Origin of the sequence: Candidatus Thiodictyon syntrophicum, assembly GCF_002813775.1 — a bacterium.
Classification (GTDB): domain Bacteria; phylum Pseudomonadota; class Gammaproteobacteria; order Chromatiales; family Chromatiaceae; genus Thiodictyon; species Thiodictyon syntrophicum.
Map to the genome: position 1 here is coordinate 5222312 of NZ_CP020370.1, position 25949 is coordinate 5248260.

At 68.7% G+C, this 25949-nt stretch carries 25 protein-coding genes and 1 pseudogene; 14 read left to right on the forward strand and 12 right to left on the reverse strand.

Features of this window, described 5'->3' with window-relative positions:
* Positions 1-150: 150 nt before the first annotated feature.
* The 8 genes from rseP to rpsB all read right to left on the reverse strand — a co-directional run bounded on the left by rseP (position 151) and on the right by rpsB (position 7577).
* On the reverse strand, positions 151-1497 hold the full coding sequence (gene rseP / locus THSYN_RS22005; protein ID WP_100921011.1) for an RIP metalloprotease RseP: 1347 nt from the start codon (positions 1495-1497) through the stop codon (positions 151-153).
* 6 nt (positions 1498-1503) lie between these two features.
* Complete coding sequence (ispC, locus tag THSYN_RS22010) at positions 1504-2691, reverse strand: 1-deoxy-D-xylulose-5-phosphate reductoisomerase (RefSeq protein WP_100921012.1); 1188 nt, start codon at positions 2689-2691, stop codon at positions 1504-1506.
* A complete protein-coding gene (locus THSYN_RS22015; protein ID WP_100921013.1) occupies positions 2688-3578 on the reverse strand; it encodes a phosphatidate cytidylyltransferase in 891 nt (296 codons plus the stop codon). Before THSYN_RS22015 ends, ispC begins: the two co-directional genes overlap by 4 nt.
* Positions 3565-4281: a polyprenyl diphosphate synthase gene (gene uppS / locus THSYN_RS22020; protein ID WP_100921014.1), complete on the reverse strand. Its 717-nt coding sequence runs from the start codon at positions 4279-4281 to the stop codon at positions 3565-3567. Before uppS ends, THSYN_RS22015 begins: the two co-directional genes overlap by 14 nt.
* A gap of 101 nt (positions 4282-4382) precedes the next feature.
* The gene (frr, locus tag THSYN_RS22025; RefSeq protein ID WP_100921015.1) at positions 4383-4940 is read right to left on the reverse strand and encodes a ribosome recycling factor; all 558 of its coding nucleotides are present in this window, start codon (positions 4938-4940) and stop codon (positions 4383-4385) included.
* 2 nt (positions 4941-4942) lie between these two features.
* The gene (gene pyrH, locus THSYN_RS22030; RefSeq protein ID WP_100921016.1) at positions 4943-5665 is read right to left on the reverse strand and encodes a UMP kinase; all 723 of its coding nucleotides are present in this window, start codon (positions 5663-5665) and stop codon (positions 4943-4945) included.
* A 111-nt stretch (positions 5666-5776) separates the two neighbouring features.
* Positions 5777-6661: a translation elongation factor Ts gene (tsf, locus tag THSYN_RS22035; protein ID WP_100921017.1), complete on the reverse strand. Its 885-nt coding sequence runs from the start codon at positions 6659-6661 to the stop codon at positions 5777-5779.
* 175 nt (positions 6662-6836) lie between these two features.
* Entirely contained in the window at positions 6837-7577 is a 741-nt protein-coding gene (gene rpsB / locus THSYN_RS22040; RefSeq protein ID WP_172965386.1) for a 30S ribosomal protein S2, read from the reverse strand.
* A gap of 484 nt (positions 7578-8061) precedes the next feature.
* Between rpsB and map the strand changes: the two genes are divergently transcribed.
* From map to THSYN_RS35475, 4 genes and pseudogenes are all read left to right on the forward strand, one after another.
* Positions 8062-8844, forward strand: coding sequence for a type I methionyl aminopeptidase (gene map / locus THSYN_RS22045; protein WP_100921019.1), 783 nt, complete (start codon positions 8062-8064; stop codon positions 8842-8844).
* Positions 8841-11510 (forward strand): [protein-PII] uridylyltransferase, encoded by a 2670-nt coding sequence (gene glnD, locus THSYN_RS22050; protein WP_100921020.1) that lies wholly within the window; start codon positions 8841-8843, stop codon positions 11508-11510. The genes map and glnD overlap by 4 nt, the downstream gene beginning before the upstream one ends.
* 71 nt (positions 11511-11581) lie before the next feature.
* Positions 11582-12085 (forward strand): hypothetical protein, encoded by a 504-nt coding sequence (locus THSYN_RS22055; RefSeq protein WP_157817852.1) that lies wholly within the window; start codon positions 11582-11584, stop codon positions 12083-12085.
* A gap of 26 nt (positions 12086-12111) precedes the next feature.
* Positions 12112-13118, forward strand: a pseudogene (locus THSYN_RS35475) (AAA family ATPase).
* Between the two features lie 16 nt (positions 13119-13134).
* On the opposite strand, the gene THSYN_RS22070 reads toward THSYN_RS35475, so the two are convergent.
* The 4 genes from THSYN_RS22070 to lapB form a co-directional block, all read right to left on the reverse strand.
* Entirely contained in the window at positions 13135-13746 is a 612-nt protein-coding gene (locus tag THSYN_RS22070) for a Uma2 family endonuclease (RefSeq protein WP_100921023.1), read from the reverse strand.
* A 205-nt stretch (positions 13747-13951) separates the two neighbouring features.
* On the reverse strand, positions 13952-14824 hold the full coding sequence (gene galU / locus THSYN_RS22075) for a UTP--glucose-1-phosphate uridylyltransferase GalU (RefSeq protein WP_100921024.1): 873 nt from the start codon (positions 14822-14824) through the stop codon (positions 13952-13954).
* Between the two features lie 50 nt (positions 14825-14874).
* Positions 14875-15594, reverse strand: coding sequence for an orotidine-5'-phosphate decarboxylase (gene pyrF / locus THSYN_RS22080; protein ID WP_100921025.1), 720 nt, complete (start codon positions 15592-15594; stop codon positions 14875-14877).
* Entirely contained in the window at positions 15591-16802 is a 1212-nt protein-coding gene (gene lapB / locus THSYN_RS22085; RefSeq protein WP_236848647.1) for a lipopolysaccharide assembly protein LapB, read from the reverse strand. The genes pyrF and lapB overlap by 4 nt, the downstream gene beginning before the upstream one ends.
* A 458-nt stretch (positions 16803-17260) precedes the next feature.
* On the opposite strand from lapB, the gene THSYN_RS22090 reads away from it, so the two are divergent.
* The 10 genes from THSYN_RS22090 (at position 17261) to ureG (ending at position 25932) form a co-directional block, all read left to right on the forward strand.
* Entirely contained in the window at positions 17261-17707 is a 447-nt protein-coding gene (locus THSYN_RS22090; protein ID WP_100921027.1) for a hypothetical protein, read from the forward strand.
* Between the two features lie 17 nt (positions 17708-17724).
* Positions 17725-19398, forward strand: a complete 1674-nt coding sequence (locus THSYN_RS22095) for a tetratricopeptide repeat protein (protein WP_100921028.1) — start codon at positions 17725-17727, stop codon at positions 19396-19398.
* The gene (locus tag THSYN_RS22100; protein WP_236848971.1) at positions 19365-19877 is read left to right on the forward strand and encodes a tetratricopeptide repeat protein; all 513 of its coding nucleotides are present in this window, start codon (positions 19365-19367) and stop codon (positions 19875-19877) included. Before THSYN_RS22095 ends, THSYN_RS22100 begins: the two co-directional genes overlap by 34 nt.
* Positions 19878-20628: 751 nt before the next feature.
* Positions 20629-22065 carry a bifunctional D-glycero-beta-D-manno-heptose-7-phosphate kinase/D-glycero-beta-D-manno-heptose 1-phosphate adenylyltransferase HldE gene (hldE, locus tag THSYN_RS22105; RefSeq protein ID WP_100921030.1) on the forward strand — a complete coding sequence of 479 codons (1437 nt, stop codon included), beginning with the start codon at positions 20629-20631 and terminating at the stop codon, positions 22063-22065.
* Positions 22062-22490, forward strand: coding sequence for a type VII toxin-antitoxin system MntA family adenylyltransferase antitoxin (gene mntA, locus THSYN_RS22110; RefSeq protein WP_100921031.1), 429 nt, complete (start codon positions 22062-22064; stop codon positions 22488-22490). Before hldE ends, mntA begins: the two co-directional genes overlap by 4 nt.
* A gap of 123 nt (positions 22491-22613) precedes the next feature.
* Entirely contained in the window at positions 22614-23027 is a 414-nt protein-coding gene (gene hepT, locus THSYN_RS22115) for a type VII toxin-antitoxin system HepT family RNase toxin (protein ID WP_100922543.1), read from the forward strand.
* A complete protein-coding gene (gene ureE, locus THSYN_RS22120; RefSeq protein ID WP_100921032.1) occupies positions 23024-23479 on the forward strand; it encodes an urease accessory protein UreE in 456 nt (151 codons plus the stop codon). Before hepT ends, ureE begins: the two co-directional genes overlap by 4 nt.
* A gap of 106 nt (positions 23480-23585) precedes the next feature.
* The gene (locus THSYN_RS22125) at positions 23586-24260 is read left to right on the forward strand and encodes an urease accessory protein UreF (protein WP_100921033.1); all 675 of its coding nucleotides are present in this window, start codon (positions 23586-23588) and stop codon (positions 24258-24260) included.
* 141 nt (positions 24261-24401) lie between these two features.
* Positions 24402-25070, forward strand: coding sequence for an NAD(P)H-dependent oxidoreductase (locus THSYN_RS22130; protein WP_100921034.1), 669 nt, complete (start codon positions 24402-24404; stop codon positions 25068-25070).
* 244 nt (positions 25071-25314) lie between these two features.
* On the forward strand, positions 25315-25932 hold the full coding sequence (ureG, locus tag THSYN_RS22135; RefSeq protein WP_100921035.1) for an urease accessory protein UreG: 618 nt from the start codon (positions 25315-25317) through the stop codon (positions 25930-25932).
* Positions 25933-25949 lie beyond the last annotated feature (17 nt).

Genomic DNA, 25949 nt, shown 5'->3' on the forward strand with positions numbered 1-25949 from the left:
ACCGGCTGGCCCCGCCATTGTTAGTTGCCCGAAAATGGGACCGACCGGAATCTGCCCGCGCTCGGGCAGGTTCGTTGCGTGACGTGAAGAATCGCCGCGTGGGGGATTTTTCAGGTCGCCAAGGGCGCTAGTATACGGGATCGGCAACTGCTAACCAAAGAGCCGCGACAGGTCCACGAAGAAGGCCAGACCCATGAGGGCGGCGATCAGGACGATCCCGACCTTCTGACCCTGCAACTGGGCATACTCCGACAGCGGACTGCCCTTGACCCATTCGATGAAAAAGAACAGCAGGTGGCCGCCGTCCAGGACCGGGATCGGCAGCAGGTTCAAGACCCCCAGGCTGATGCTGACCACGGCCAGGAATTTGACAAACGCGTCCCACCCGGCGTTGGCGGTCTGTCCCGCGACCTTCGCCATGGTGATCGGACCACTGAGATTCTCCACCGAGGCCCGACCGACCAGCATCCGCGCGATCACCCGCACGGTGAGCAGGCTCATGTCCAGGGTCTTGTGGGACGCGGCCGCCAGCGCGGCGAGCGGCCCGTAACGGATCTCGACGCGATCCAGCAGCACCCCGGCCCCGATGCGCCCGACCGACTTGCCGTCCTTCTCGACGGCGCGCGGGGTCAACCGCAGGGTCACGGGCGCCCCGGCACGCTCAATCGCGACCACGATCTCTTTGCCCGGCCGGGCCTGGACCATCTCCACCCAGTGCGCCCAGTCCCGCACCGGCTCACCGTCCGCCACCAGGATGCGATCCCCCGGTTGGAGGCCGGCGCGCTGCGCCGGCTCACCCGGGACCAGGTCCCCGACCACCGCGGGTAGCCGCGGCGGTCGCGGGTTCAGTCCAAGGCCCGCGATGAGGCTGGCGTCTTCGGGCAGCGCGGCCATCCGTTGGCCGTCGACCAGGCGGTCCTGCTCGCGCCCCTCGGCGTCGCGAACCGTGACGCGGAGGTCATCGCCGGAGCCCGCCTCGGCCATGAAGGCGAACACCGCATGATCCCAGATGGTCGCCTCACGGTTGCCCACCCGCAACAACCGGTCCCCCGCCTGGAACCCGCCCTGGGCCGCGATCGAGTCCGGCTCCACCGACGCCACCACCGCCCGCACACCGCTCTCGCCGGCCATGAAGATGACCCAATACGCGAGGACGGCGAACAGCAGATTCGCTGCCGGCCCCGCCGCGACGATCGCCACGCGCCGCCACAGGGGCTGACGATTGAAGGCCAGGTGGAGTCGCGCCGGGGGCACCTCGTCCTCGCGCTCATCGACCATCTTCACATAGCCGCCCAGCGGGATGGCCGCCAGCACATACTCGGTCGTATCCGCACAGCGCTGCCAGCGCAGCAAGGGCCGCCCGAAACCGACCGAGAAGCGGATGACCCCGACGCCGAGCAGCCGCGCGACCGCAAAATGCCCTAACTCATGAACGGTAATCAAGATCGCCAGGGCGACCAGGAAATAGCCGACTTCCTGCAATAAGGTGGCTGACATGGCGCGCTAGACCGACCCGGTGGCGATCAGCTGTTCGGCCGTGGCGCGGGCGCGCCGGTCCAGATCGATGAGGAAGGCCAGGTCCTGACCGACCACCGCCTGCGCCGGCGACGACGCAAGCGTCTCCTCCACCACCCGGGCGATGCCGGGGAAGCCCACCCGACCCTCCAGAAAGGCGGCCACGGCGACCTCGTTGGACGCATTCAACACCAAGGGGGCGGAATCGCCCGCCCGCGCGGCCTCGAAGGCAAGCCGCAGGCAGGGGAAGCGCCCCGGGTCCGGGGCCTGAAAGTCCAGTCGGCCCAGCGCCACCAGGTCCAGCGGTGCGACCCCGGAGTCGAACCGCTCCGGCCAGGCCAGGGCGTGAGCGATAGGTGTGCGCATGTCCGGATTGCCCATCTCGGCCAGGACCGATCCGTCCTTGTATTGGACCAGGGAATGCACGGTGCTCTGCGGGTGGACCACCACAGTGACCCGCTCCGGTCCGGTACCGAAGAGCCAGCAGGCCTCGATCACCTCCAGCCCCTTGTTCATCAGGGTGGCCGAATCGACCGAGATCTTGCGCCCCATACTCCAGACCGGATGAGCACAGGCTTGCTCCGGGGTCACCGCGGCAATCTGCTCCACGGACCAATCGCGGAACGGACCACCGGAGGCGGTAAGCAGAATCTGCGCCACGCCGACCTGCGCCAGACCGGCGCGAAACCCTGTCGGCAGGCACTGGAAGATGGCGTTGTGTTCGCTGTCGATCGGCAACAGTTCGGCACCACTCTCCGCCACCGCGTCCATGAACAGCGCCCCCGCCATCACCAGGGCCTCCTTGTTCGCCAGCAGGACGCGCTTGCCGGCCCGGGCCGCCGCCAGGCTCGGGCGCAGCCCCGCGGCACCGACGATGGCGGCCATCACATAGGGCGCCTGCGGCAGGGCCGCGACCTGCTCCAGCCCTTCGATCCCGGCCAGGACCTCGGGCGCCCCGGACATCCCCGCGAGCAGGGATTGGAGCCGCCGGGCGGCCGCGGGATCGGCCATGGCCGCAACGGCCGGCCGATAGCATCGACACTGCTCCGCCAGCAGCTCCGCGTTGCGGTTCGCGGTCAGGGCCACGACCTGGAAGCGCTCCGGGTGACGCCCCAGCACGTCGAGCGTGCTGAGGCCAATGGAGCCGGTGGAACCGAGTACAGCAACGCCGATCATGGATTTACCACCGCGATAAGAGTGAGGCCGAGCAGGAACAGCGGCGCTGCCGCGGTCAAACTGTCGATACGGTCCAGGAGGCCGCCGTGTCCGGGCAGCAATTGCCCCGAGTCTTTGACGCCGCGCCGACGCTTGAGCAGGCTTTCATAGAGGTCGCCGACGACTGACATGAGCACCGTCACGGCACACACCAGGACCGCCGACCAGGTGCCGCCGCTCCCCGGGGCCAGCAGATAGCCCAGGGCCAGGCCGCCGACCCCGGCCAGCGCCAAGGCCCCGTAGACACCGGCGCGGGTCTTGCCGGGACTCAAGACCGGGGCCAGTTTGGTCCCGCCCCAGCGCCGGCCGGCGAAATAGGCCGCCGAGTCGGCAAACCAGATCAGCAACAACAGAAACAGGACCAGGGCCGGCCCCGCGGCGACGAAACCGTGCAGCGCGACCAGGGCCGCCCCCGCGGGATCGAAGGCGTGCAGTTCGACCAGGGCCGCCCAAGCGACGCAGAGTACCAGGAGTCCGGACAGCGCACCCGCACCGTCCAACCCCAAGCGAGGATCAATGCGCCGCACGCGCGCCAGGAGTACGCTCTGGATGGCCCACCAGGCGCCACCGACGACGACCAGCCCGAAACGCCACTGGGGCGCAAACCAAAGCCCCGCCAGACCCCCGGCAACCAGGATGACGTAGGCCGCCCGCCCGGCCCGGGCCGCGATGCCGGTAAGCCCGCTCCATTCCCAGGCACCGACCAGAATCACCAGGGCGATGAAGACGGCGAATCCCGGTGCCGGCAACCACAGAACCGCGGCCATCACCAGGGGCCCCAGGGTGAAGGCCGTCGCGGTGCGCACACGCAGCGCGCCGGCGGCCGTCACGACGTTACCGCCGCTCATAATCATCCACCCCGGAACGGTTCGCCACCTGTTCCCCGGTCAGGCCGAAACGACGCTGGCGCTGGGCGAAGTCGTCCAGGGCCAGGCCGTAGGCGGCGGCACCGAACTCGGGCCAGAGGAGATCGGTGAAATACAGTTCGGCGTAGGCCGACTGCCACAGGATGAAGTTGCTCAGACGCTTCTCACCCCCGGTACGGATAAAGAGATCCGGGTCGGGCAGGTCCGCAAAGGACAGCCGCGCGGCGATGGCCTTTTCATCCACCGCGGCGGGGTCGAGTCGATTGGCCGCCACGTCGGACAAGACCCGCCGGGTCGCCTGCGTGATATCCCAGCGCCCGCCATAGTTGGCCGCCACCTGGAGGTTGAGGGACCTGTTATTAGCGGTCACGTCCTCCGCCTCGGCGATGCGGCGCTGCAGCTTCTCGCTGAAGGCGCCGCGCTCCCCGATCACGCGCAGACGCACGCCGTTGTCGTTGAGCCGCCGCACCTCGCCGCGCAGCGTGCTCATGAAGAGATCCATGAGGATACTGACCTCAGCCGGCGGGCGGCGCCAGTTCTCGCTGCTGAAGGCGAACAGGGTAAGGGTCCCGACCCCGCGACGCACCGATTCCTCCACCACCGCGCGCACACTCTTCACGCCCTCGCGGTGCCCCCAGGTGCGGGCGCGATTGCGCTGATTGGCCCAGCGACCGTTGCCGTCCATGATGATGGCAACATGCTGAGGGACGCGCCGCTGATCATCGTGTGCCCCGCTGTCGGGGGATACCGTGTCCACGTGTTGTTGCGTCGGCTGCGGGGCGCGCCTCAGATGGACATCAGGTCGGTTTCCTTGGCGGCGAGCGCATCGTCCACCTCCTTGACGTACTGATCGGTCAGCTTCTGCACGATGTCCTGGCCGCGGCGTTCGTCGTCCTCGGAGATCATCTTTTCCTTCACCATGTCCTTCAGTTCGGCATTGGCGTCGCGACGGATGTTGCGAAGCGCGACCCGCGCCTGTTCGGTCTCGTGGCGCGCCACCTTGATCAGGTCGCGGCGCCGCTCCTCGGTCAGCGGCGGCATGGGGACCCGGATCACGGTGCCCGCGGTGTTCGGATTGAGGCCGAGATCGGACTGCATGATCGCCTTTTCGACCGCCTGCACCATCCCCTTTTCCCAGGGTGTCACGGCGAGCGTCCGCGCGTCCTCGGCGATGACGTTGGCGACCTGCCGGATCGGCATCTCCGAGCCGTAGTAGGACACCATGACGTGGTCCAGCAGCGCCGGGTGCGCCCGCCCGGTGCGGATCTTGGCCAATTCGTGCGCCAGTGCCTCCACGCTCTTGGCCATCCGGGTCGCCGCGTCTTTCTTGATGTCATTGATCATCTTCAGTCACCACTTACCACCAGGGAGCCCACGTCGTCGCCGCGCAGCAGGCGCAGCAGGGCCCCCGGCTCGTTGATATTCATCACGCGCAGCGCCATGCCGTGGTCGCGGCACAGCACGATGGCCGTGGTGTCCATGACCTGCAAGCCCTCACGCAGGGCGCGATCGTAACTGATTCGGGGATAGAAGGTCGCGTCCGCGACGCGCAGGGGGTCGGCGGAATAGATGCCGTCCACCTTGGTCGCCTTGATCAGCAGGTCCGCGCCGATCTCGATGGCCCGCAGACTCGCCGCCGAATCCGTCGTGAAAAAGGGGTTTCCGGTGCCGGCGGCAAAGATCACCACCCGCCTCTGCGCCAGATGCCGCAGCGCCCGCCGCGGGCTGTGGTCCTCGCACACGCTGGCGACCGACAGTGCCGACATGACCCGCGTGGGCACCCCGCGGCGCTCCAGGGCATCCTGCATGGCAAGCGCATTCACCAGGGTCGCCAGCATACCAATCTGATCGCCGGTCACCCGGTCCATCCCCCGGGCGGCCAAACCGGCACCGCGGAAGATGTTGCCGCCGCCGATCACCAGGGCCACCTGAATCCCTTCGCCCACCAAGTCCCGCACGTCGCCGGCGAGGCCTTCGAGGACGTCCGGATCGATACTCTCGCGGCCGCCGCCCGCCAAGGCCTCGCCGCTGAGCTTCAACAGAATCCGTCGGTAGATCGGGGCGGTCATAAGGTCTTCTCGTCACTCAGGGTGAATCTGGCCATGGCCGCCGGACGCGGGTCCGCGACGACCGCCCGGGTGCCGGGCGGCCGGAACCGCCCCGCCCGGCACACGCGATCTTCAATCCTTTTGCAGGGCCGCGACCTCGTCGGCGAAGTTCTCATTACGCTTCTCGAGGCCCTCGCCGACCTCGACCCGGGCGAAGCGCCGCACCCCGGCACCGGCCTGCTTCAAGAGCTTCTCGACGGTCTGCTCCGGGTCCTTGACGAAGGCCTGACCCAGCAGCGTCACCTCCTCCATGAACTTGCGCACCCGGCCCTCGATCATCTTGTCGACGATGGCGGCCGGCTTGCCGCTGTCCAAGGCCTGGGCACGGAAGATCTCGCGCTCCTTCTCCAGCGTTGCCGGCGGGACCTCGTCCGCGCTCACACACACGGGATTGCTCGCCGCCACATGCATGGCCAGATCACGCCCCAGGGTCTCGTCCCCGCCGATCACCTCCACAACAACGCCGATGCGCACACCGTGGCGGTAGCTGTAGAGGGTCCCCTCGACGCCATCGAAGCGCACCAGACGCCGCACCTGGACGTTTTCCCCGATCTTGGTGATCAGGGCCTCGCGGGCCGCGTTGACCGTGGTCGCAGGGTCATCGACGAGCGGCAGTTCCAGGAGGGCGGCGGCGTCTACCGCGTCGCAGGCCAGGGCGGTCTTGGCGACGCTGGCCGCAAAGCCCTGGAAGTTGGCGTCCTTGGCGACGAAATCGGTCTCGCAGTTGATCTCGACCATGACGCCGCGCTTGCCGTCGGCGGCCAGTTCGATGACCACCATCCCCTCGGCCGCGATGCGCCCGGACTTCTTGGCCGCCTTGGCCTGGCCGGACTTGCGCATGGCGTCGATGGCCGCCTCGATGTCGCCGGCCGCCTCCACCAGGGCCTTCTTGCACTCCATCATGCCCGCGCCGGTGCGCTCGCGGAGTTCTTTAACGGTCGCCGCTGCAATTGACATGGCTGACTTCCTCATACTGCTGGCGCGCCCGGCCGGAGGCCAGGCGCGGCGAAAATGGGTGTTGCCCGCTCGGCGGGCGACGGTCCCGAAGACTGAGGCGGACCGGTCTTGGACCAGTCGCCGAGGCGTCGGCGGCCAGGCCGCCGACTACCCGCTGCAGGGAACTCCCGCGGACCTACGAAGCGGCCTGATCCCGACCCGCCGGGGCGTCGCGGAACTCGGTTTCACGGCCCGACACCATCCCGGCGGCCGTATCACGCCCCTCAAGGACCGCATCGGCGGTGCCGGCGATGTAGAGACGCACGGCGCGGATGGCGTCGTCGTTACCGGGGATCACGTAATCGACCTTGCTCGGGTCGTTGTTGGTGTCGACCACGCCGACCACCGGGATGCCCAGCTTGTTGGCCTCGGTCACGGCGTTCTTTTCGTGACCCACGTCGATGACGAACATGGCGTCCGGCAGGCCATCCATGTCCTTGATACCGCCCAGGCTCTGCTCCAGCTTGTCGCGCTCGCGCGACAGATCCAGCGCCTCCTTCTTGTTGAAGCGCTCGATGCCCCCACTCTCGAACATTACCTCCAGGTCCTTCAACCGCTTGATGGATTGGCGGATGGTCTTGAAATTGGTCAACATGCCGCCCAGCCAGCGGTGGTTGACGAAGGGCATGCCGCAGCGCAGGGCCTCCTCGCGCACCGCATCGCGGGCCGCCCGCTTGGTGCCGACAAACAGCACCTTGCCGCCGTTGGCAGACAGGGTACTCATGAAATTCAAGGCGTCCTGGAAGAGCGGGACCGTCTTCTCCAGGTTAATGATATGGATCTTGTTGCGGTGCCCGAAGATGAAGGGACCCATCTTGGGGTTCCAGTAACGGGTCTGGTGGCCGAAATGGACTCCGGCCTCCAGCATCTGGCGCATGGATACTTGACTCACGATCGTTTCCTCGATGTTCTGGGTTAGGCCTCCACGCGTCCCATGCAGCAACCCCCCAGGCAGCGATCCCGGCGGGCACCCGGCAACATGTGACGACGCGTGTGTGGTTGAATATCCGACCGCAACAGCGGCTGGTGCTCGTAATATCAGGCCCGGGAGTGGAGGACCGCACGTCTTTCGGCCGGCCCCAAAAATAAAGCGAAAAACTATGGTTTTTCGCTTGGATAGGCGATCCTCTGCCCTGATCTCCGAACCCGCGGCGCACGCGCAGCCTGCCGCGTGAACGCTTCCGGGGAAACCCTGGGGCCGAGCGCACCGGAGTATCATCCCAGGCACCGGTCAGCGTCCGTTTGCGACGACGCGCCGCGTTTTATACCATAGTCAGCTTCGCCCGAGCAACGGCGGCGCGAACCAAACACTCTTTTTTCCTTAATAATCCGGGTACCAGGTGGACGCATTCAAAGGCCCTATGAGCGTGCAAATCAAGACCCCCGAGGCGATCGAGCGGATGCGCCTCGCCGGGCGCCTGGCCGCAGACGTCCTCGACATGATCGCCGAACACGTCCAGCCCGGCGTCACCACCGACGAGTTGGATCGCCGCTGCCACGAGTACATGGTGCAGGTCCAGGACACTGTGCCCGCCCCCCTGAACTACCGCGGCTTCCCCCGCTCGATCTGCACCTCGGTCAACCATGTGGTGTGCCACGGCATCCCCGCCAACAAGCGGCTGAAGCGGGGCGATATCATCAATCTCGACATCACCGTGATCAAGGACGGCTACCACGGCGATACCAGCATGATGTTCTTCGTCGGCGAGCCCTCGGTGCTGGCCAGACGCCTGGTCGGGGTCACCCGGGCGGCCCTGTTGCGCGGCATCGCGGCGGTGCGCCCCGGCGCCACCCTGGGCGACGTGGGTCACGCCATCCAGCAGTTCGTGGAGGCCCACGGCTACTCGGTGGTGCGCGAGTATTGCGGGCACGGGATCGGACGCGAGTTCCACGAGGACCCCCAGGTCCTGCACTACGGCAAGCCCGGGGAGGGGCTCACCCTGCGCCCGGGGATGTGTTTCACGATCGAACCCATGGTCAACGCGGGCAAGCGCTTCATCAAGCTGCTCCCGGACGGGTGGACCGTGGTGACCAAGGACCACAGCCTCTCGGCCCAGTGGGAACACACGCTCCTGGTCACTGAGGAGGGCCATGAGGTCCTGACCCTGCGGGCCGACGAGCGCGCCCCGGCCCCCGCCCCATGAGCGCCGTCCCCGCCCCGGTCCCGGCCGACGACGCCGCGGCGGCGCCGAACCTGCGTGACCTGATTCCGCTCTACCGCCGCCAACTGCGTGACGGCCGCGAGGCCCTGTTCAAGGAGTTCGACCAAGGGGTGCCGGTCACCACGCTGGTGCTGTCACTGAGCGAACTCACCGACCAGGTCCTGCGCGAGGTCTGGGTCCGGCATGTCGGCACCCCCGCGGGCCTGGCCCTGGCCGCGGTCGGCGGTTACGGCCGCCAGGAGTTGCACCCGGCCTCGGATCTCGACATCCTGATCCTGGCCGAGCCCGCGGTCGAGGCGGCGCTCCAGGAACCGTTGGAACAGTTGGTGACCTTCCTGTGGGACATCGGCCTGCAGGTCGGGCACAGCGTGCGCAGCGTCGCCGAATGTGTCAGCGAGGCGGCGGGCGACGTCACCGTGATGACCAACCTGATGGAGGCACGCCTGCTGGCCGGCGACGCGGCCCTCTTCGAGCGCATGCGCGGCGCCACCGGCCCGGATCGGGTCTGGGACAGTCAGGCCTTCTTCACCGCCAAGACCGAAGAACAGCAGGCACGCTGGCACAAATACGGCGACACCGCCTACAACCTGGAACCCAACATCAAGGAAAACCCCGGGGGCCTGCGCGACATCCAGATGATCGGCTGGGTCGCCAAGCGGCACTTCGCCGCCGCCACCCTGCACGAACTGGTGACCCAGGGTTTCCTCATCGAGCCCGAGTACCAGGCCCTGATCGAGGGGCAAAACCACCTGTGGCGCATCCGTTTCGCGCTGCATCGGCTCACCGGGCGGCGCGAGGATCGGTTGCTGTTTGATTATCAGCGCACCATGGCCCGCCAGTTCGGCTTCAGCGACGGGGAGAACAACCTCGCGGTCGAGCAGTTCATGCAGCAATACTACCGGACCGTGCAGGAACTCAACCGCCTGAACGAGATGCTGCTGCAGCTCTTCCGCGAGGCCATCCTGCTGCACGACGACATCGGCCCCCCGGTCCCGATCAACAAGCGCTTCCAGTCGCGCAGCGGCTATCTGGAGATCAGTTGTCCGACGGTGTTCCGGCGCTATCCGGTCGCCCTGCTCGAGGTCTTCTACCTCCTCCAGACCCACCCCGAGTTGTCGGGCGTGCGCGCCAGCACCATCCGCTCCATCCGCGAGAACCGCCACCGCATCGACGACGCCTTTCGCGCCGACATCCGCGCCCGCAGTCTCTTCATGGAGTGCCTGCGCGCACCCCAGGGCATCACCCACTCGCTGCGACGCATGAACCGCTACGGGGTGCTCGCCGCCTATATCCCGCCCTTCGCCAACATCGTCGGGCGCATGCAATACGACCTGTTCCACGTCTACACGGTCGACGAGCACACGCTCGCCCTGCTGCGCAACCTGCGCCGTTTCACCGTCCCCGAGCACGCCGAGGAATTCCCCCTGTGCAGCGCGGTGAGCCTGCGCATCCCGAAACTGGAGGTCCTGTACCTGGCGGGGCTCTTCCACGACATCGCCAAGGGCCGCGGTGGCGATCACTCCCAACTGGGCGCCCGCGACGCCTGGGACTTCTGCCGCCTGCACGGACTCTCGGAGTTCGACAGCCGCCTGGTCGCCTGGCTGGTGGAGAAACACCTGCTGATGTCCATGACCGCCCAGCGCAAGGACATCAGCGACCCGGAGGTGATCCAAGCCTTCGCCGAGATGGTCGGAGAGCAGACCCGGCTCGACTATCTCTACCTGCTCACCGTGGCGGATTCGCGCGCCACCAACCCGGAGCGCTGGAACAGTTGGATCGACGCGCTGCTGCGCGAGCTCTACCACGCCACCCGGCGGGCCCTGCTGCGCGGGCTGGAGCACCCCCAGGCCCAGGAGGAACTGATCGCGCAGAAACAGGACGAGGCCAAACGCCTGGTCCAGCGCTATGGCGGCGACCCCGACGCCTGCACCCGACTGTGGCGGCGCTTCAGCCTGGACTTCTTCCTGCACAACTCCCCGGACGAGATCGCCTGGCAGACCCGCCTCATCCTGGACACGCCGCCCGGCGCCCTGCCGCTCGTGATGATCCGCCCGGTCACCGCCCGCGGCGGCACCGAGATCTTCATCTACACCAGCGACCGCGCCAACCTGTTCGCCCGCACCACCGCGCTCCTGGACCAGTTGGGGCTGAGCATCATGGACGCCCGCGTCATGACCACCGACGACCACATGGCCGTCAACACCTATCAGGTGCTGGATCTCGACGGCCACCCGGTCAACGACTCAGACCGCATGGAGGAGATCCGCGGCGCCCTCACCGCGGACCTGCGCGCCCATGCCAGCGGCGGTATCGCGGTGGCGCGCAGCCTGCCGCGGCGCCACCGTCACTTTCCGATCGAGACCCGGGTCAGCTTCGCGGTCGACGAGGCCAACCGCCGCACCGTCATGCGGCTCAACACGCTCGACCGGCCCGGGCTGCTCGCCGAGGTCGGCGAGGTCTTCCAGACCTGCAACATCCGGCTGCAGAACGCCAAGATCGCCACCGTCGGCGCCGAGGTGGACGACGTCTTCTTCATTACCGCCGCGGACGAGTCACCCATCCTGTGCGAGACCGCCATCGCCTGCCTGAGCCGGGAGGTCTACGCCCGGCTCGATCCCGACAAGGGCGCCGTCAAGGGTGCGGGTTGATGGCGGATCTCGCGCGGGGCGCCCTTTTCGGGACTGATCAAGCGTCAATCATCCGCCGTGCGGACGCCGCTTTGCATCCCGCCGTGGGACTTGCGTCGCGGCGGCACCGGGGTGCACCCGCACTCCTGGTGTCGGCACTCCTCGCCCTGACGCCGGCCGCCCGCGCCGACGAGGCCCCCGCGGCCGACCCCCCGGCGCCGCCAACCGCCGCGCCGTCGGCGCCGCGGGACACCCCGCCCACCGACTCGGCGGCATCGGACACCCCCTGGCTGGCGGAGGTGCGCGCCCAGCGCCAGGCGGCCGAGGCGCGCCATCAGGCCAACCGCGCCGCCTTCGCCGCCCGCCGCCGCGCCCTGGACCCCTGGGGTGCCGCCCAGCACGAGGCCCGGGAAGAGGCATTCGAGCGCCGCCGCGAGGCGCGCCGCGGACAACGCGAGCAGGCCCGCGGGCCGTTGCCCGCCCCCGGGACGCCCCCGGGAACGCCGGACACAAGCACGGCGCGCGCCAACCCAGACCCGGGCCGCGGCACCCCGCCCCAAGACTGGAACAACCTCTGGTATTTCCGCGGCTATTGAGCCTCGCCGGTTCAAAGGCCAAAACGCTGTCACAAAATTACTATGTCGACAAGACGGACTTCGCCTGGCGGCTGATCGCGCAGGGCAGCCATTATTTTCTCTCCCGGCCGCGGCGCTTCGGCAAGTCGCTGTTCCTCGATACCCTGGGCGAACTCTTTGTCGGCAACGAGCCGCTGTTTCGAGGCCTCGCCATCCATAACCGCTGGGACTGGTCGCGGCGCGCCCCGGTCATCCGGCTGAGCTTCGGCGCTGGCTTCGCGCAGACCAGGGCCGAACTGGACCGGCGGATTCTGGCCCTGTTGCGCGTCAATGCCCGGGCCCTGGGGCAGACCTGCGTCGACCCCACCGACATCCCCGGCAGTTTCGCGGAACTGATTGCAGCGGCACACGCGGGCGCCGGCGAGCGCGTCGTGGTGCTGGTGGACGAATATGACAAACCCATCCTCGACAACATCACCGACCACCCGACCGCGCGCGCCATGCGCGACGGCTTGCGCAATCTCTACTCGGTCATCAAGGACTCCGATGCCCATATCCGCTTCAGAGCCTCAACAGCACCTTGCTGCGTGCCTGGAGCCCGGACCCGCAGGCCGGGGTCCAGCACCGCACGGCACTGTATCGCCTTATGCTTGCCAATGATTTCGCCGGTCTTGAGACCCTGTTCACCGCCTTCTTCGCAAGCATCCCGCCCGACTGGTATCGCAACAACCCGATCGCCCGTTACGAGGGCTATTCAGCCTGCGTCTTCTACGCCTGGTTCGCCTCGCTGGGCCTCGACATCACCCCGGAAGACAGTTCCAACCAGGGGCGGCTCGACATGGCGGTACGGTTCAACGGCCAGGTCTATCTGTTCGAGTTCAAGGTGGTGGAATTGGAGCCGGAAGGGCGGGCCTTGCAACAGATCAAGGAACGCAGCTACGCCGACAAATACCGGGCCTGCGGTCAGCCGATCCACCTCATCGGGGTGGAGTTCAGCCGTAAACGACGCACCCTGGTGGGCTTCGAGGTCGAGACGCTCTATGGAATTGCTTAACTGGGCGCCGGCACCCTCAGCGCCCCGCCGCGAGCTGCCCGAGCAACACCCGGGCGGCGTCCCGCTCGGGAAACTTCTGTGCCGACAGTCCCTCCAGCAGGGTGCGGGCCCGCTCGCGCGCCCCGGTGGCGGCCAGGTGGTAGGTGAGGCTCGGATTGGCGGTGTCGGTATCCGGCGCCTGCGGTCGCAGCGGCAGTTCGACGCGCTCATAGAGTTGCGCCAATGGCACGGTGCAGCCAATGGACGGCAACACTAAAGCAGCCGCCAGCCCCGCCACTTCCGAGTACAGCCAAAATCCGCCGGGCCGACGCAGGAACAACCCGACCGTCGGGTAACGGGAGGACACCAGCACAAAGTCCTCCAGCGATTCCAAATGAGCTCGGTAACGCTGGAATTTTTCGCCCCGGTCGAACGACTCTGTTCCCGGCGACAGCACACGGCAGGACCGCCCGTGCAGTTGACCATGGAGTATCCCGATCAGGTTCGCGCTGATCGTACTGTGCTCCAGACTCTCCCCCGCCATGGCGTAAATCAGGCCGTCCAAATACTCATGGCGCGTCTCGTCCGCCCGCTCGAAGGAGAGGTAGTCGCCGACGCTCAAAAGCGGCGTGCATTGCGGCAGGCCCATGTCATTTCGCCTCGTTGATCAGGTACCCGGGCGGCACGCTACGGCCATTATGTTGAGGCGCACTCGCCGACTGCGTCGCCTCCGCCTGGAGTCCAAGGCTTCAGCCTTGGCCCGCTCCAAGGCTGGAGCCTTGGACTCCAGGCGCTTGGGCTGTGGCGGTTGATTTGACGGCAGTGAGGCGGCACGCGGGGACGGGCACGAGGCCTCAGTCCCGAAAGGCCCGCAGGTAGGCGGAGAACCGCTCCCCCAACTCCGGATGGGCCAGGCCATACTCGACCGTCGCCTCCAGGTAGCCAAGCTTACTGCCGCAATCGTAGCGCTTGCCCTGGAAGGGGTAGGCGATCACCGGCTCGTGCTCGAGCAGGGCGGCAATCCCGTCGGTCAGTTGGATCTCGCCCCCGGCCCCCTCACCGGTCTCCTCCAACATCTCGAAGACCTTGGGGGTGAGCAGATAGCGGCCCACCACCGCCAGGTTCGACGGGGCCTGGGCGGGCGCGGGTTTCTCCACGATCGAGACGACCCGCATCTCACCGTCGGGACCCGTCTCCACCTTGACGATGCCGTATTGCTTGGTGTCCTCGCGCGGGACCTCCTGGACGGCCAGCACGCTGCATCCGTAGCGGGCATAGACCTCCGCCATCTGCGCCACCACACTCTGGCCCGTGCCGCGGATCAGGTCATCGGCCAGGAGGACGAAGAAGGGCTCATCGCCCACCACCGGCTTGGCGCAGAGCACGGCGTGGCCCAGGCCGCGGGCCTCGGCCTGACGCAGATAAATGCAACTCGCCGTGGCGGGCAGGATCTTCTGGACGATCTTGAGCAGATCCTTCTTGCCCGCGCTCGCCAACTCGGCCTCCAGTTCGTAGGCCTTGTCGAAATGGTCCTCGATGGAGCGCTTGCTGCGCCCGGTGATGAAGATGAAGTGATCGACCCCGGCCGACTGCGCCTCCTCGGCTGCATACTGAATCAGCGGCTTGTCCACCACCGGCAGCATCTCCTTCGGGCTCGCCTTGGTGGCGGGCAGGAAGCGTGTGCCCAGGCCGGCGACGGGAAATACGGCCTTACGGATCTTGTTCATGGGTCATAAGTCTCCAACGGATGGGAACCTGATCACCGGCGGGGTGGCAATCACGCCGGGGCCACAGTCAATTCCTGCTCGATCGCGGCCAGGGCCGCCGCCGGATCGGGCGCGCCGGTGATCGGGCGCCCGATCACCAGATAATCGGCACCGGCCGCAATGGCCTGAGCCGGCGTCATGACCCGCTTCTGGTCGCCCACCGCGGCCCCCGCGGGCCTCACCCCCGGGGTCACCAGGAGGAATCCGGGGCCGAGCGCGCGACGCACCAGTGCCGCCTCCTGGGGCGAGCAGACCACGCCATCGAGACCGGCGCGCCGGCCCAGCTCGGCGAGCCGCAGCACCCGCTCGCGCGGCTCGCCGGGGCAGCCGACGGCCGCCAGATCGTCCGCGTCCAGGCTGGTGAGCACGGTCACCCCAATCAGCCGGGGCACCGGCCGGCGCGCCCCGCCCACCTGGTCCAGGCGCGCGCGGGCGGCGGCGATCATGGCCGCACCGCCGGTACAGTGTACATTGAGCATCCACACGCCCAGGTCGGCCGCCGCCGCGCAGGCGGCCGCCACGGTGTTGGGGATATCGTGGAATTTGAGATCCAGGAAGACCTCGAAGCCGCGCTTGTGCAGGGTCCGCACGATGGACGGACCCAGCCGGGTGAAGAGTTCATTGCCGACCTTGAGCCGACAGCGGGTCGGGTCGAGCCGTTCTACCAGGGCCAGGGCGGGCGCCTTGGCCGCGACGTCCAGGGCGACGATAATGGGTTTGGGATCGGTCATGCCAGCCGCCGCTCGCGCAGGACTTCATCCCCTGGGATGCGCTCCGGCTGCACCGGCTGGACCGTACCCCAGCGCTTGCAACTCGGGCACTGCCAGTGCAGGGCCCGGGCAGAGAAGCCGCAATGATCGCACTGATAGACGGGCTGGCGCGTCAGCAGGTGCCGCACCACCCCATGCACCACCCCGGCGCGGTAGGCCGCCTCGGCGCCCAGGGCGGCGGCCGTGCCCGCCTGCAGGTCCAGCAGCCGCTCCAGTGCGGCCAGGTCCACGTTGCGGGCGAGATACCCGGTCAGGGTCGCCTTCGCCGCCGCCGCGCCGGATTCCTGCAACTGCGCCTCGCTCAAGGCCAGGATCACGGGCCCGGACGACTCGCGCGCCGCCAGACCCGCGAGCACGGCGATGAGATCAGTGCGCCCCAGTTCCTCCAGGGCCTGCATCAGCCCGGGCAGGACCTCCGGCACATAGCGCGCACCCTGGTCCGCGACCCGCAGGAACAGCGCCAGGGCCGCCTCCCGGTCGCCGTCCGCCAAGGCCATCTGGCCCTCGATGATGGTGGCGCGCACACACTGGGGGTCCACGTCCTGGGCGCGCGCCAGGGCGCGCCTGGCCGCGTCGGGATCGGCGCGGCGCCGCGCCTCCTCCGCCAACTCGCACTGATACTGGGCGATCTCGGCCGCCAGCGGTCGCTCGCTGAAGGGCTTGAGGCGCTCCGCCACCTCCAGGCACTGCCCCCAGTCGCGCTCCTGTTGATAGATGTCGAGCAGACCGCGCAGGGCGCGCTCGCGTTGCAGACCGATCTCCGCCAACTCCTGGAACAGGATCTCCGCCCGGTCGAGCAGGCCGGCGCGCATATAGTCCTGTCCCAACTCGAACAGTGCATAGCCGCGCTGTTCGGCGCTCAGGTTGTCCCGCGCGATGAGATTCTGGTGGATCCGGATGGCCCGATCCGCCTCGCCCCGGCGCCGGAACAGGCTCCCGAGCGCCAGGTGCGTCTCCACCGTCTCCCCGTCGACCGCCGCGAGCTTCAGGAAGACATCGATCGCCTTGTCCGGCTGTTCATCCAGCAAATAATTGATCCCTCGGAAAAAGTCAGGGTCGGCCCCAGGTGCGGTCCGGGCCCTGGGGCCCGGGTCCCGCCGCGCGAGCCACCACCCGGAGGCAGCCGCCACCGGCAGCAGCAGAAACAGCAGCAACAGCGCGCCGCTCACGGCCGCCCCCCGCCCGCCCGCACGCACCCGCGACCCCTGCCCCCGAGGGGGACGGGCCGACCGCGACGGACGCTGGGTACAAAAGTATTCACGCCCCCATGATACAGGCATCCCCGCGCCCCCGCATGGGCCGCAGTGCCCGGGAACGCCGTCCTGGTCGTTGTCGTTGTCGTTGCCGTTAGTCGTGGTCGTGGTCGTGGTCGTGGTCGGATTGTTCGATTACGACAACGACAACGACGCCCGGCCCATGAGAAGGTCCGGTTGCTGTAGGGTACGCGTTGCGTACTACGGGATCGGCGTCAACACATTGGTTCTGATCGCACCCGGTGCCCGGAATACCGCGCCGCTTGATCCGCCGCCGCGACCCGGTGCAGGATGCGACCCGCGGGGACCCCTGAGGTCCACCCGTCCCCTGCCGCGTGACCATCCATAGACTATCCAGATAAGGAGCCAGCCCCATGCCAGCCTGCAACGCCAGGACCCTCAGCGAAGGCGCGCGGCGGACCCGGCTGCTCCTCACCCTGCCCCTCCTGGGCGCGCTCGCCGCCGTACCCGCCGTCACCCCCGATCCGACCGCGGAGACCCGCGCGATCCTGGTCGACGCGGTCGAGGCCGCCGCCGCCCTGGACTTCTACAACGCGCGCTGCCGCAGCGACGACTCCGGGCGCCACAGCGACAACCTCAACAAACAATTGGTCAGCAAACTGCGCCTGACCATCGTCACGGTCCAGGACGAATGGTTCCCGGAGCGCGGCTATCGCGCCGTGCAGAAGCGCCTGGTCGAGCAGTCCGCCGAACTGCTGCGCCAGGCCGGCGGCTGCAAGGCGGCCAAGGAGGCGGGGCTGCCGGAGCGGCTCAATGAGCGCTACCGCAAGGGGGTGGCGGCGATCGAGGCGCTGCCTTAGGCGCGCGGGCCTGTACCATGGACTACGACGCCTTCCTCTCCCACCACAGCGCCGACAAGCCGCTGATCCGGGAACTGCGCCGCCGCCTCCTGGCGCAGGACCTGCGCGTCTGGCTCGACGAGGAGGACCTGCGCCCCGGGCAGCGTTGGCAGGACGGGCTCGAGGCCGGCATCCGCGCCTCGGCCTCGGTGCTGGTCTGTATCGGCGGCTCAGGCATCGGCCCCTGGGAGGACGAGGAGATGCAGGCCGCCCTGGACCTGGCCGCCCATGAGAAAAGGCCCGTCATCCCGGTCCTGCTCCCCGGCGCCCCGGAGCGCCCCGCCATCTCCATCTTCCTCAAGAGCCGCACCTGGGTGGACCTGCGCGAGGGCATCGACACCGCGGGCATCGGCCGTCTGGTCTGGGGCATCACCGGCGAGCGCCCGGACGCGGGCGCCCGCGCCGCCCCCGACCGCCGCCGCCAACTCCCCGCGGACCTCTCCGACTTCACCGGCCGCACCGCGGAGCGCGACTGGCTGGAGGCGCATCTGACCGCTGGCCGCTCGGTCGCCATCTGCGCCCTGGCCGGTCAGGGCGGCCTGGGCAAGACCGCGCTTGCGGTGCATGTGGCGCATCGCATCGGGGAGCGCTTCCCGGACGGCCAGATCCTGATCCCGCTCGGCGGTGCCGGTGAAAAGCCGATGTCCGCGCTGGACGCCATGGCCTGGGTGATCCGCGCCTTCGAGCCCGAATGGCGCCTGCCGGACGATGAGGCTCAGATTCAGGCGCTCTATCGCGGGGTCCTGAACGGCCGGCGGGTGCTGATCCTGGCCGACGACGCGGCCGGCACCGCGCAGGTCGCGCCGCTCACACCCAGTCCGCCGGCCGCACTGATCGTCACATCCCGGCGGCGCATCGCGCTGGGGGAGCGGCGCGACCTGGACTTGCTGGAGCCCGCCGCGGCGCGCACCCTCCTGGCCGGCATCCTGGGTGAGGGCCGCGCCCTGCGCGATGCGGATCTGGACCGACTCGCCGCCGCCTGCGACCGGCTGCCGCTGGCCCTGCGGGTCGCGGGCGCGCACCTGGCGCTGCACCCCGAGGTGCCGCTGCCCGAGTATCTCGCCGCGATCGAGGACGAGGCGACGCGGCTCCAGGCGCTCGACAGCGAGGCGATCGAGGGCGGTCATGTCGGTGCCGTGCTGGCCTTTTCGGTCGAGCAGTTGCTCGTCGCGGACCCGGGGCTCGCCGTCAGTTGGCAGGCGCTCGCCTGTTTCCCGGCCCCCTTCGACCGGGCAGCGGCGGCGGCCGTCTGGGGTCTCGCCGTGGAGCGGGAGGCACAGCCGGGGCTCTCCAAGCTGATCGACCGCAGCCTGCTGCGCTGGGACGCCGGCACCGGGCGCTATCGGCTGCATGACCTGCTCCGGCCCATCGCCGCGGCGCCCTGGCGCTGGTGTCGGACCCGGGTCCCGGACGGACCCAGTCCGGAGAACCTCGCGCTGGCGCGGGGGCGGCACAGTGCCCATTTCCTCGCGGTCCTGCGGGCGGCCAATGCGCGCTACCTGGAGGGTCACGACGGGGTCGGCGCCGGCCTCGCCGCCTATGACGCCGAGGCCGCCCGATCGCCGCCGGTGAGATGTGGGCGGCGGCCGGGGCGGATGAGGACGCCGCCCGGTTGGCGATGGACTACCCGGACGCCGGTGCCTATGTGCTGAGTCTCCGCCTGCACCCGCGCGAACGGGTCCGCTGGCTCGAGTCCGGGCTCGCCGCCGCCCGCCGGCTCGGCGAGCGGGGGGCGGAGGGCGCCCACCTCGGCAATCTCGGCCTCGCCTGTAAGGACCTCGGCGAGCCCCACAAGGCCATCGGCTTCTACGAGCAGGTCCTTGCCGTCTTCCGCGAAATCGGCGACCGCCGCGGCGAGGGCAACGCGCTCGGCAACCTCGGCAACGCCTGGAACGACCTCGGCGAGCCGCACAAGGCCATCGCCTTCTACGAGCAGCAGCTTGTCATCGTCCGCACGATCGGCGACCGCCGCGGCGAGGCGATCGCCTTATTCAACCTCGGCGAGGCATTGGAGTCGCTGGGCGACCCCGCGACCGCCCGCGGCCACATGCAGCAGGCCCTGGCACTCTTCGAGTCGCTGGAGAGCCCCCACGCCGAGACCGCCCGCGACTGGCTCGCCCGGCACCCCTGAGCACCCGGCACCGGCCGCGTTCAGCACCCCGGCCGGCGGGGCGGGCGCGGGATCGGCGGTCCGCACAGCGGACCCTACGCGCTCCTGGAGTCCAAGGCTTCAGCCTTGGAGGGGCGCCAAGGCTGAAGCCTTGGACTCCAGCCGCAGGATGGGCAGAGCGGGAACGATGCCCATCTTTCTCCCCCGTGGGAGCGGCTTCAGCCGCGACGAGGCCCGGGCCGCTTGCGTGATCGCCGGGCACCGATTGGTTCGCCCCGCGATGCTGGTACACCAGCGAGCGCGACGAGGGTAACCTCTGCTGCCAGGGCATTGGCGCGGAAGATTGGGCTGATGTTCCGCAGGCCGGAAATGTGAAAGGCGCGGACCATCCCGCGCCCTCCCCGACTGGCTCCTGTTCACACCGATGGCGGCTCGGCGACCAATCGTTACAAGGTGAAAGGTAAGGCATCGTCACCACGGATTCAACCTTGGGAGAGGGGCGGCAAGACGATATCCCGCGGGCCTTCCAGCAGGCGACCGCGGCGTTGCGTGCCGGCAAAATACGCGCATGGATCGATGTTCTCACGCAGAGACGCGCAGACGCAGAGAGTCCTTCCTTAGTCTTGCTCGCACCCCTGACCGCCCCCGGGCGCGGGCCGGACCGCCGCACCGCCTTGAGCACCGCCGGTCGAGTGCGTAGCATGGGCGGCCATGCCTGGGCTTGGCGGCCATGCCCCCCAGGCCCCATCCGACTGACGACCAGGGCGCGCCCATGAGGACCACTATCCCCCCCTTCCACCAGGCCCGGGTGCTCGTGATCGGCGATGTCATGCTGGACCGTTACTGGACGGGGGCGGCCACCCGCATCTCCCCCGAGGCCCCGGTGCCGGTGGTGCATGTGACGGCGGTCGAGGAGCGGCCGGGCGGGGCGGCCAATGTCGCGCTCAATATCAAGACACTGGGCGGCCAGGTCGATCTGCTGGGCGTCGTGGGCCGGGACGAGGCGGGCGCGGCCCTGGAGGCCCTGCTGCGCGGGCGCGGCATCGACTGTCACCTCCAGCGCCACCCGAGCGCCTGCACCTCGACCAAGCTGCGCATCCTCTCCCGGCACCAGCAATTGCTGCGCGCCGACTTTGAAGGGGGCCTGTCGGGCCTGGACCCGGACGAACTGCGGGCCGAATACGCACAGCTGGCCCCGCGGGCCGCGGTCGTGGTCCTATCGGATTACGGCAAGGGCACCCTGGCGTCACCGCGCCCACTCATCGACCAGGCCCGGGCGCTCGGAAAGTGTGTGATCGTGGACCCCAAGGGCACCGACTTTTCCCGCTATCAGGACGCCACCCTCCTCACACCCAACCGCGCCGAGTTCGAGGCCGTGGCCGGGGCTTGCGAGAATGACGCCGAACTGGTGGAGCGGGGCGAGCGGATGCGCCTGGACCTGGGCTGGCAGGGGCTGCTCATCACCCGCGGTGAGCAGGGGATGACCCTGCTGTGGGCCGGACAGCCGCCGCTGCACCTGCCGACCCGCGCCCGGGAGGTCTACGACGTGACCGGCGCCGGTGACACCGTGGTGGCGACGCTCGCGCTGGCCCTGGCCGCGGGGGCGCCGCCGCAGCAGGCGGTGCGGCTGGCCAACGCGGCGGCCGGGATCGTGGTCGGCAAGCTCGGCACAGCCGCCGTCACGGTGGCGGAACTCGGCCGGGCGCTGCATGAACCGGCGGCCGGCGGCTTCGGTCTGGTCAGCGAGGACGAACTGGAGGCGGGGATGCGCCAGGCGCGCGCCCGCGGTGAGACCTTGGTCATGACCAACGGCTGCTTCGACCTGCTGCACGCCGGGCATGTCACCTATCTGGAGCAGGCCCGCGCCCTCGGTGACCGCCTCATCGTGGCGGTCAATGCGGACGCCTCGGTCGCCGCACTGAAGGGTCCCGGGCGGCCGGTGAACCGCCTGGAACACCGCATGCGCGTGCTGGCGGCCTTGAGGAGCGTCGATTGGGTGGTCCCCTTCAGCGAGGAGACGCCGGAGCGTCTCTACTGCCGGCTGCTGCCCGATATCATCGTCAAGGGCGGCGACTATGCCCCCGCGGACATCGCCGGCGGCCCCTGCGTCACGGCCAACGGCGGGCGGGTGGTGGTGCTGGATTTCCTGGGCGGGGTCTCGACCACCGGTCTGATCGAGCGGATGCGCGAGGGCCGCGACGAGCCATGACGGGCCGCCCACCCGTACCGGATCAGGTGCCGACCGGCAGTGCGCTGCTGGAGCCGCTGCGCCAGGCACTCGGGCGCGCCGACGGCGGGCTGGTCTGCGCCTATCTGTTCGGCAGCACTGCCCGGGGTGAGGCGCGCGTCGGGAGTGACCTCGACCTCGCCGTCCTGTTCGCGACCGACCCGCCGTCGACCCTGGCCGGGCTGCATCTGGACCTCGCCGATGACCTGAGCGCCGCGACCGGGCGGCCGGTCGACCTGGTGGTGCTCAATCGGGCGCCGGTGGACCTGGTGCACCGGGTGTTGCGCGACGGGATCCTTATCCTGGACCGGGACCCATCCGCGCGCATCCGCTTCGAGGTCCGCGCCCGCAATGAATATTTCGACCTGCTGCCGCATTTGCGGCGCTATCGGCGGATGCAGCCATAGGCATTGAGCATGTTCTGGCCATGCACGCGGTCTTTACGGAGGAATCGGTCCGCACAGCGGACCGACGCCCCCGCCGCGCACGAGATGACCGGGACTATGATCGAGGCCAAACCGGAACACCCTATGACCGACCTTGAACTGGCCGCAAAAAAACTCGCCTTCATCGAGACCTGCGTGCGGGAACTGAGGGACCTGGCCCGCCCGGAGTTGATCGCCACCGACCTGCGGGAGGAGCGCTTCGTGGTCCATACGCTCCAGATCGCCATCCAGGCCGCCCAGGACCTGGCCTCCCATATCGTCTCGGACGAGCGCCTGGGGGAGCCCGAGAACCACCGCCAGCTCTTCGAGTTGCTGGTCAGCAACGGCTGGGTGCCGGAGCGGCTGGCCGGCGGCCTGCGGGCGATGGCGGGCTTTCGCAACATCCTGGTCCACGGCTACCAGACGGTGAACAAGGCGCTGGTGCGCGAGGTGGTGGAGCATCGGCTCGATGACCTGCTGGACTTTGTCGCCGCGCTTCGGAGTCGTCTGACGCCATGATCGAACTCATTCGCAAGACCAGCACCCCGCCGCCGACGGATCTCAGTGTCACGCTGACCCTGGACCAGCGCCTGCGCAGCCGCCTCAAGGTCGTCCTGGACGACGGGCGTGAGGCCGGCATCCGGCTGCCCCGGGGCACGACCCTGCGCGACGGTGACGGGCTGCTGACCGAGGAGGGGCTGGCGGTGCTGGTGCGCGCCGGGCCCGAGCGACTGTCGCGGGTGACGGTGACGGACGCGGTGGGACTGGCGCGGGCCTGCTACCACCTGGGCAATCGGCATGTGGCGGTGCAGATCGAGCCGCAGAGGCTTTCGTACCTGCACGACCCGGTGCTCGATGACCTGGTGCGGGGGCTGGGGCTTGCGGTGCTGGTGGAGACCGGCCCTTTCGAGCCGGAGGCGGGGGCCTATGGGGGTCACGGGCAGGATCATTCACACCAAGCCGAGCCCTGACATGGACGCGATACGCACCGACGCTCCGCAACGTAGGGTCCGCTGTGCGGACCGATGACCGCGCAACGCACGCGATGGCAGACGTTATGATAAGACCCTCCCCCCCGTGAACGCCGACCTGCCCCTGCTGCGCCTCCTGCAACTGGTAAGCCCGACACTGCCGGTCGGCGGCTTCACCTATTCCCAGGGGCTCGAATGGGCGGTGGAGGCGGGCTGGGTGCGCACGGCGGCGGACCTGGAGGCCTGGGTCGCCGATCAGCTCGGGCAGGGACTCACGCGGGTGGACGTGCCGCTCCTGGCGCGCCTGCAGGCGGCGGCGGGGGCGCGCGACACGCAGGCCTGCGCCGGCTGGGTCGACCAATTGCTGGCCGCCCGGGAGACGGCGGAACTGCGCCTGGAGGAGGCCAACCGCGGTCGCGCCCTGGCGGATCTGCTGATCGCCTGGGACCTCGCCGGGGCGCGCGACTGGCGCCCGGTGCTGGCCCGCGCCCAGTTGGCCGGTCTGGCCTTCGCCGCGGCGGCCTGGGGCCTAGCGCCGCGGCAGGCGGCGGCGGGCTATGCCTGGTCCTGGACCGAGAACCTGGTGCTGGCGGGGGTCAAGTGCGTCCCCCTGGGTCAGACCCAGGGCCAGCAGGTCCTGGCCCGGCTCGCGGCCCTGATCCCGCCCGCACTGGAGACGGCGTTGGCCCTGCCGGACGAGGAGATCGGTGCCTGCTGTGCCGCGCTCGCCATCGCCGGCAGCGCCCATGAGACCCAATACACGCGCCTCTTCCGATCCTGAAACCGGCCTCGATCATACCTCCGGCCACCTCGAGGGTGACACCCGGCGCGGCCCCCAGGCCGCGACGGGTTGCCGCAAGGGCGCGTGGCCGGAGTGACGATCGAGGCCCCGAACCCGATCCACGACCGGAGACTTCAACCAATGAACTGCTTCATCGTTTACTGGCACCCGGAACCCCGGAGCTTCAACGGCGCCCTGCTCGCGACCACTCGCGACACCCTGACCCAGGCGGGGCACCAGGTCCGCGTCTCGGACCTGCACGCCATGGGCTTCGACCCGGTGTCGGGCCGCCACAACTTCACCACGGTCAAGGACCCGGACTTCTTCAAGCAGCAGTTTGAAGAACTGCACGCGAGCGAGCACGACGGCTTCGCCCCCGCGATCGAGACCGAATTAAAGAACCTGGAGTGGTGCGACCTCTTGATCCTCCAATTCCCCCTCTGGTGGTTCGGGCTGCCGGCCGTGATGAAGGGCTGGGTCGACCGGGTGTTTGCCATGGGCCGCACCTACGGCGGCGGGCACTTCTATGAGAACGGCGTCTTCCAGGGCAAGCGGGCCATGCTCTCACTCACCACCGGCGGCCCGCGCGAGGCCTATGAGCCCGGCGGCTTCAACGGCGACATGGCCGGTGTCCTGAGACCGATCAACCGCGGCATCCTGCGCTTCGTCGGCTTCGAGGTCCTGGCCCCCCAGATCTGCTACGGACCGGCCCACCTGAGCGAGGAAGAGCGCGCCCAGGCGCTCGCGGACCATGCACAGCGGCTGCGCGGGCTGCACCTGGAGTCCCCGATCGAGGTCGGCGTTTATTAATTTCGGAACGGTTCACTAATAGGTTGAACACGTCCATCAGGCAAGTCCAATAGGGAATGCCCTCAGCGCCATGGTCGTTGTCGTTGTCGTTGTCGTTGTCGAGGTTATCGTAGAGCCCTGGATTCGCTCGCAACCAAAATTTCATCGCTTCTCCGATTACGACAACGACAACGACAACGACAACGACGATCATGTTTCTGTTTAACTTGTTCTTGGCTCGTTACTTGGACAATAGGAGGCCTCAATGACTGATTCATCCCCCCTGCGCGTCGGTGTCGGCGGCCCCGTGGGGTCCGGCAAGACGGCGCTCCTGGACGCGCTGTGCAAGCGCCTGCGCGACCGCTACCAGATCGCGGTGGTGACCAATGACATCTATACCCGGGAGGACGCCGAGTTCCTGATCCGCTCCCAGGCCCTGCCCACGGAGCGGATTATCGGGGTGGAGACCGGCGGCTGCCCCCACACCGCCATCCGCGAGGACGCCAGCATGAACCTGGCGGCGGTGGAGGACCTGCAGGCGCGCCTGCCGGGGCTCGACCTGATCTTCATCGAGAGCGGCGGGGACAACCTGGCCGCGACCTTCAGCCCGGAACTGGCGGACCTGACGCTCTATGTCATCGACGTGGCCGGAGGCGAGAAGATCCCGCGCAAGGGCGGACCCGGTATCACCCGCTCGGATCTCCTGGTGATCAACAAGATCGACCTGGCCCCCCATGTCGGCGCCTCACTGGCAGTCATGGAGCGCGACGCCCGGCGCATGCGCGGCGAGCGGCCCTTCGTCTTCAGCAACCTGCGTGAGGGCCTGGGGGTTGCGGAGATCGCCGCGTTCATCTGCCGGGAGGGCATGCTGCAGCCCTGCTGATCCTAAGAAGAGTGTTT

What these genes read in the sequence shown, in the direction of transcription:
- rseP (WP_100921011.1), bottom strand. Translation starts at nt 1,497, where the DNA reads ATGTCAGCCACCTTATTGCAGGAAGTCGGCTATTTCCTGGTCGCCCTG.
- ispC (WP_100921012.1), bottom strand. Translation starts at nt 2,691, where the DNA reads ATGATCGGCGTTGCTGTACTCGGTTCCACCGGCTCCATTGGCCTCAGC.
- THSYN_RS22015 (WP_100921013.1), bottom strand. Translation starts at nt 3,578, where the DNA reads ATGAGCGGCGGTAACGTCGTGACGGCCGCCGGCGCGCTGCGTGTGCGC.
- uppS (WP_100921014.1), bottom strand. Translation starts at nt 4,281, where the DNA reads ATGGACGGCAACGGTCGCTGGGCCAATCAGCGCAATCGCGCCCGCACC.
- frr (WP_100921015.1), bottom strand. Translation starts at nt 4,940, where the DNA reads ATGATCAATGACATCAAGAAAGACGCGGCGACCCGGATGGCCAAGAGC.
- pyrH (WP_100921016.1), bottom strand. Translation starts at nt 5,665, where the DNA reads ATGACCGCCCCGATCTACCGACGGATTCTGTTGAAGCTCAGCGGCGAG.
- tsf (WP_100921017.1), bottom strand. Translation starts at nt 6,661, where the DNA reads ATGTCAATTGCAGCGGCGACCGTTAAAGAACTCCGCGAGCGCACCGGC.
- rpsB (WP_172965386.1), bottom strand. Translation starts at nt 7,577, where the DNA reads ATGCGCCAGATGCTGGAGGCCGGAGTCCATTTCGGCCACCAGACCCGT.
- map (WP_100921019.1), top strand. Translation starts at nt 8,062, where the DNA reads ATGAGCGTGCAAATCAAGACCCCCGAGGCGATCGAGCGGATGCGCCTC.
- glnD (WP_100921020.1), top strand. Translation starts at nt 8,841, where the DNA reads ATGAGCGCCGTCCCCGCCCCGGTCCCGGCCGACGACGCCGCGGCGGCG.
- THSYN_RS22070 (WP_100921023.1), bottom strand. Translation starts at nt 13,746, where the DNA reads ATGGGCCTGCCGCAATGCACGCCGCTTTTGAGCGTCGGCGACTACCTC.
- galU (WP_100921024.1), bottom strand. Translation starts at nt 14,824, where the DNA reads ATGAACAAGATCCGTAAGGCCGTATTTCCCGTCGCCGGCCTGGGCACA.
- pyrF (WP_100921025.1), bottom strand. Translation starts at nt 15,594, where the DNA reads ATGACCGATCCCAAACCCATTATCGTCGCCCTGGACGTCGCGGCCAAG.
- THSYN_RS22090 (WP_100921027.1), top strand. Translation starts at nt 17,261, where the DNA reads ATGCCAGCCTGCAACGCCAGGACCCTCAGCGAAGGCGCGCGGCGGACC.
- THSYN_RS22095 (WP_100921028.1), top strand. Translation starts at nt 17,725, where the DNA reads ATGGACTACGACGCCTTCCTCTCCCACCACAGCGCCGACAAGCCGCTG.
- THSYN_RS22100 (WP_236848971.1), top strand. Translation starts at nt 19,365, where the DNA reads ATGGACTACCCGGACGCCGGTGCCTATGTGCTGAGTCTCCGCCTGCAC.
- hldE (WP_100921030.1), top strand. Translation starts at nt 20,629, where the DNA reads ATGAGGACCACTATCCCCCCCTTCCACCAGGCCCGGGTGCTCGTGATC.
- mntA (WP_100921031.1), top strand. Translation starts at nt 22,062, where the DNA reads ATGACGGGCCGCCCACCCGTACCGGATCAGGTGCCGACCGGCAGTGCG.
- hepT (WP_100922543.1), top strand. Translation starts at nt 22,614, where the DNA reads ATGACCGACCTTGAACTGGCCGCAAAAAAACTCGCCTTCATCGAGACC.
- ureE (WP_100921032.1), top strand. Translation starts at nt 23,024, where the DNA reads ATGATCGAACTCATTCGCAAGACCAGCACCCCGCCGCCGACGGATCTC.
- THSYN_RS22130 (WP_100921034.1), top strand. Translation starts at nt 24,402, where the DNA reads ATGAACTGCTTCATCGTTTACTGGCACCCGGAACCCCGGAGCTTCAAC.
- ureG (WP_100921035.1), top strand. Translation starts at nt 25,315, where the DNA reads ATGACTGATTCATCCCCCCTGCGCGTCGGTGTCGGCGGCCCCGTGGGG.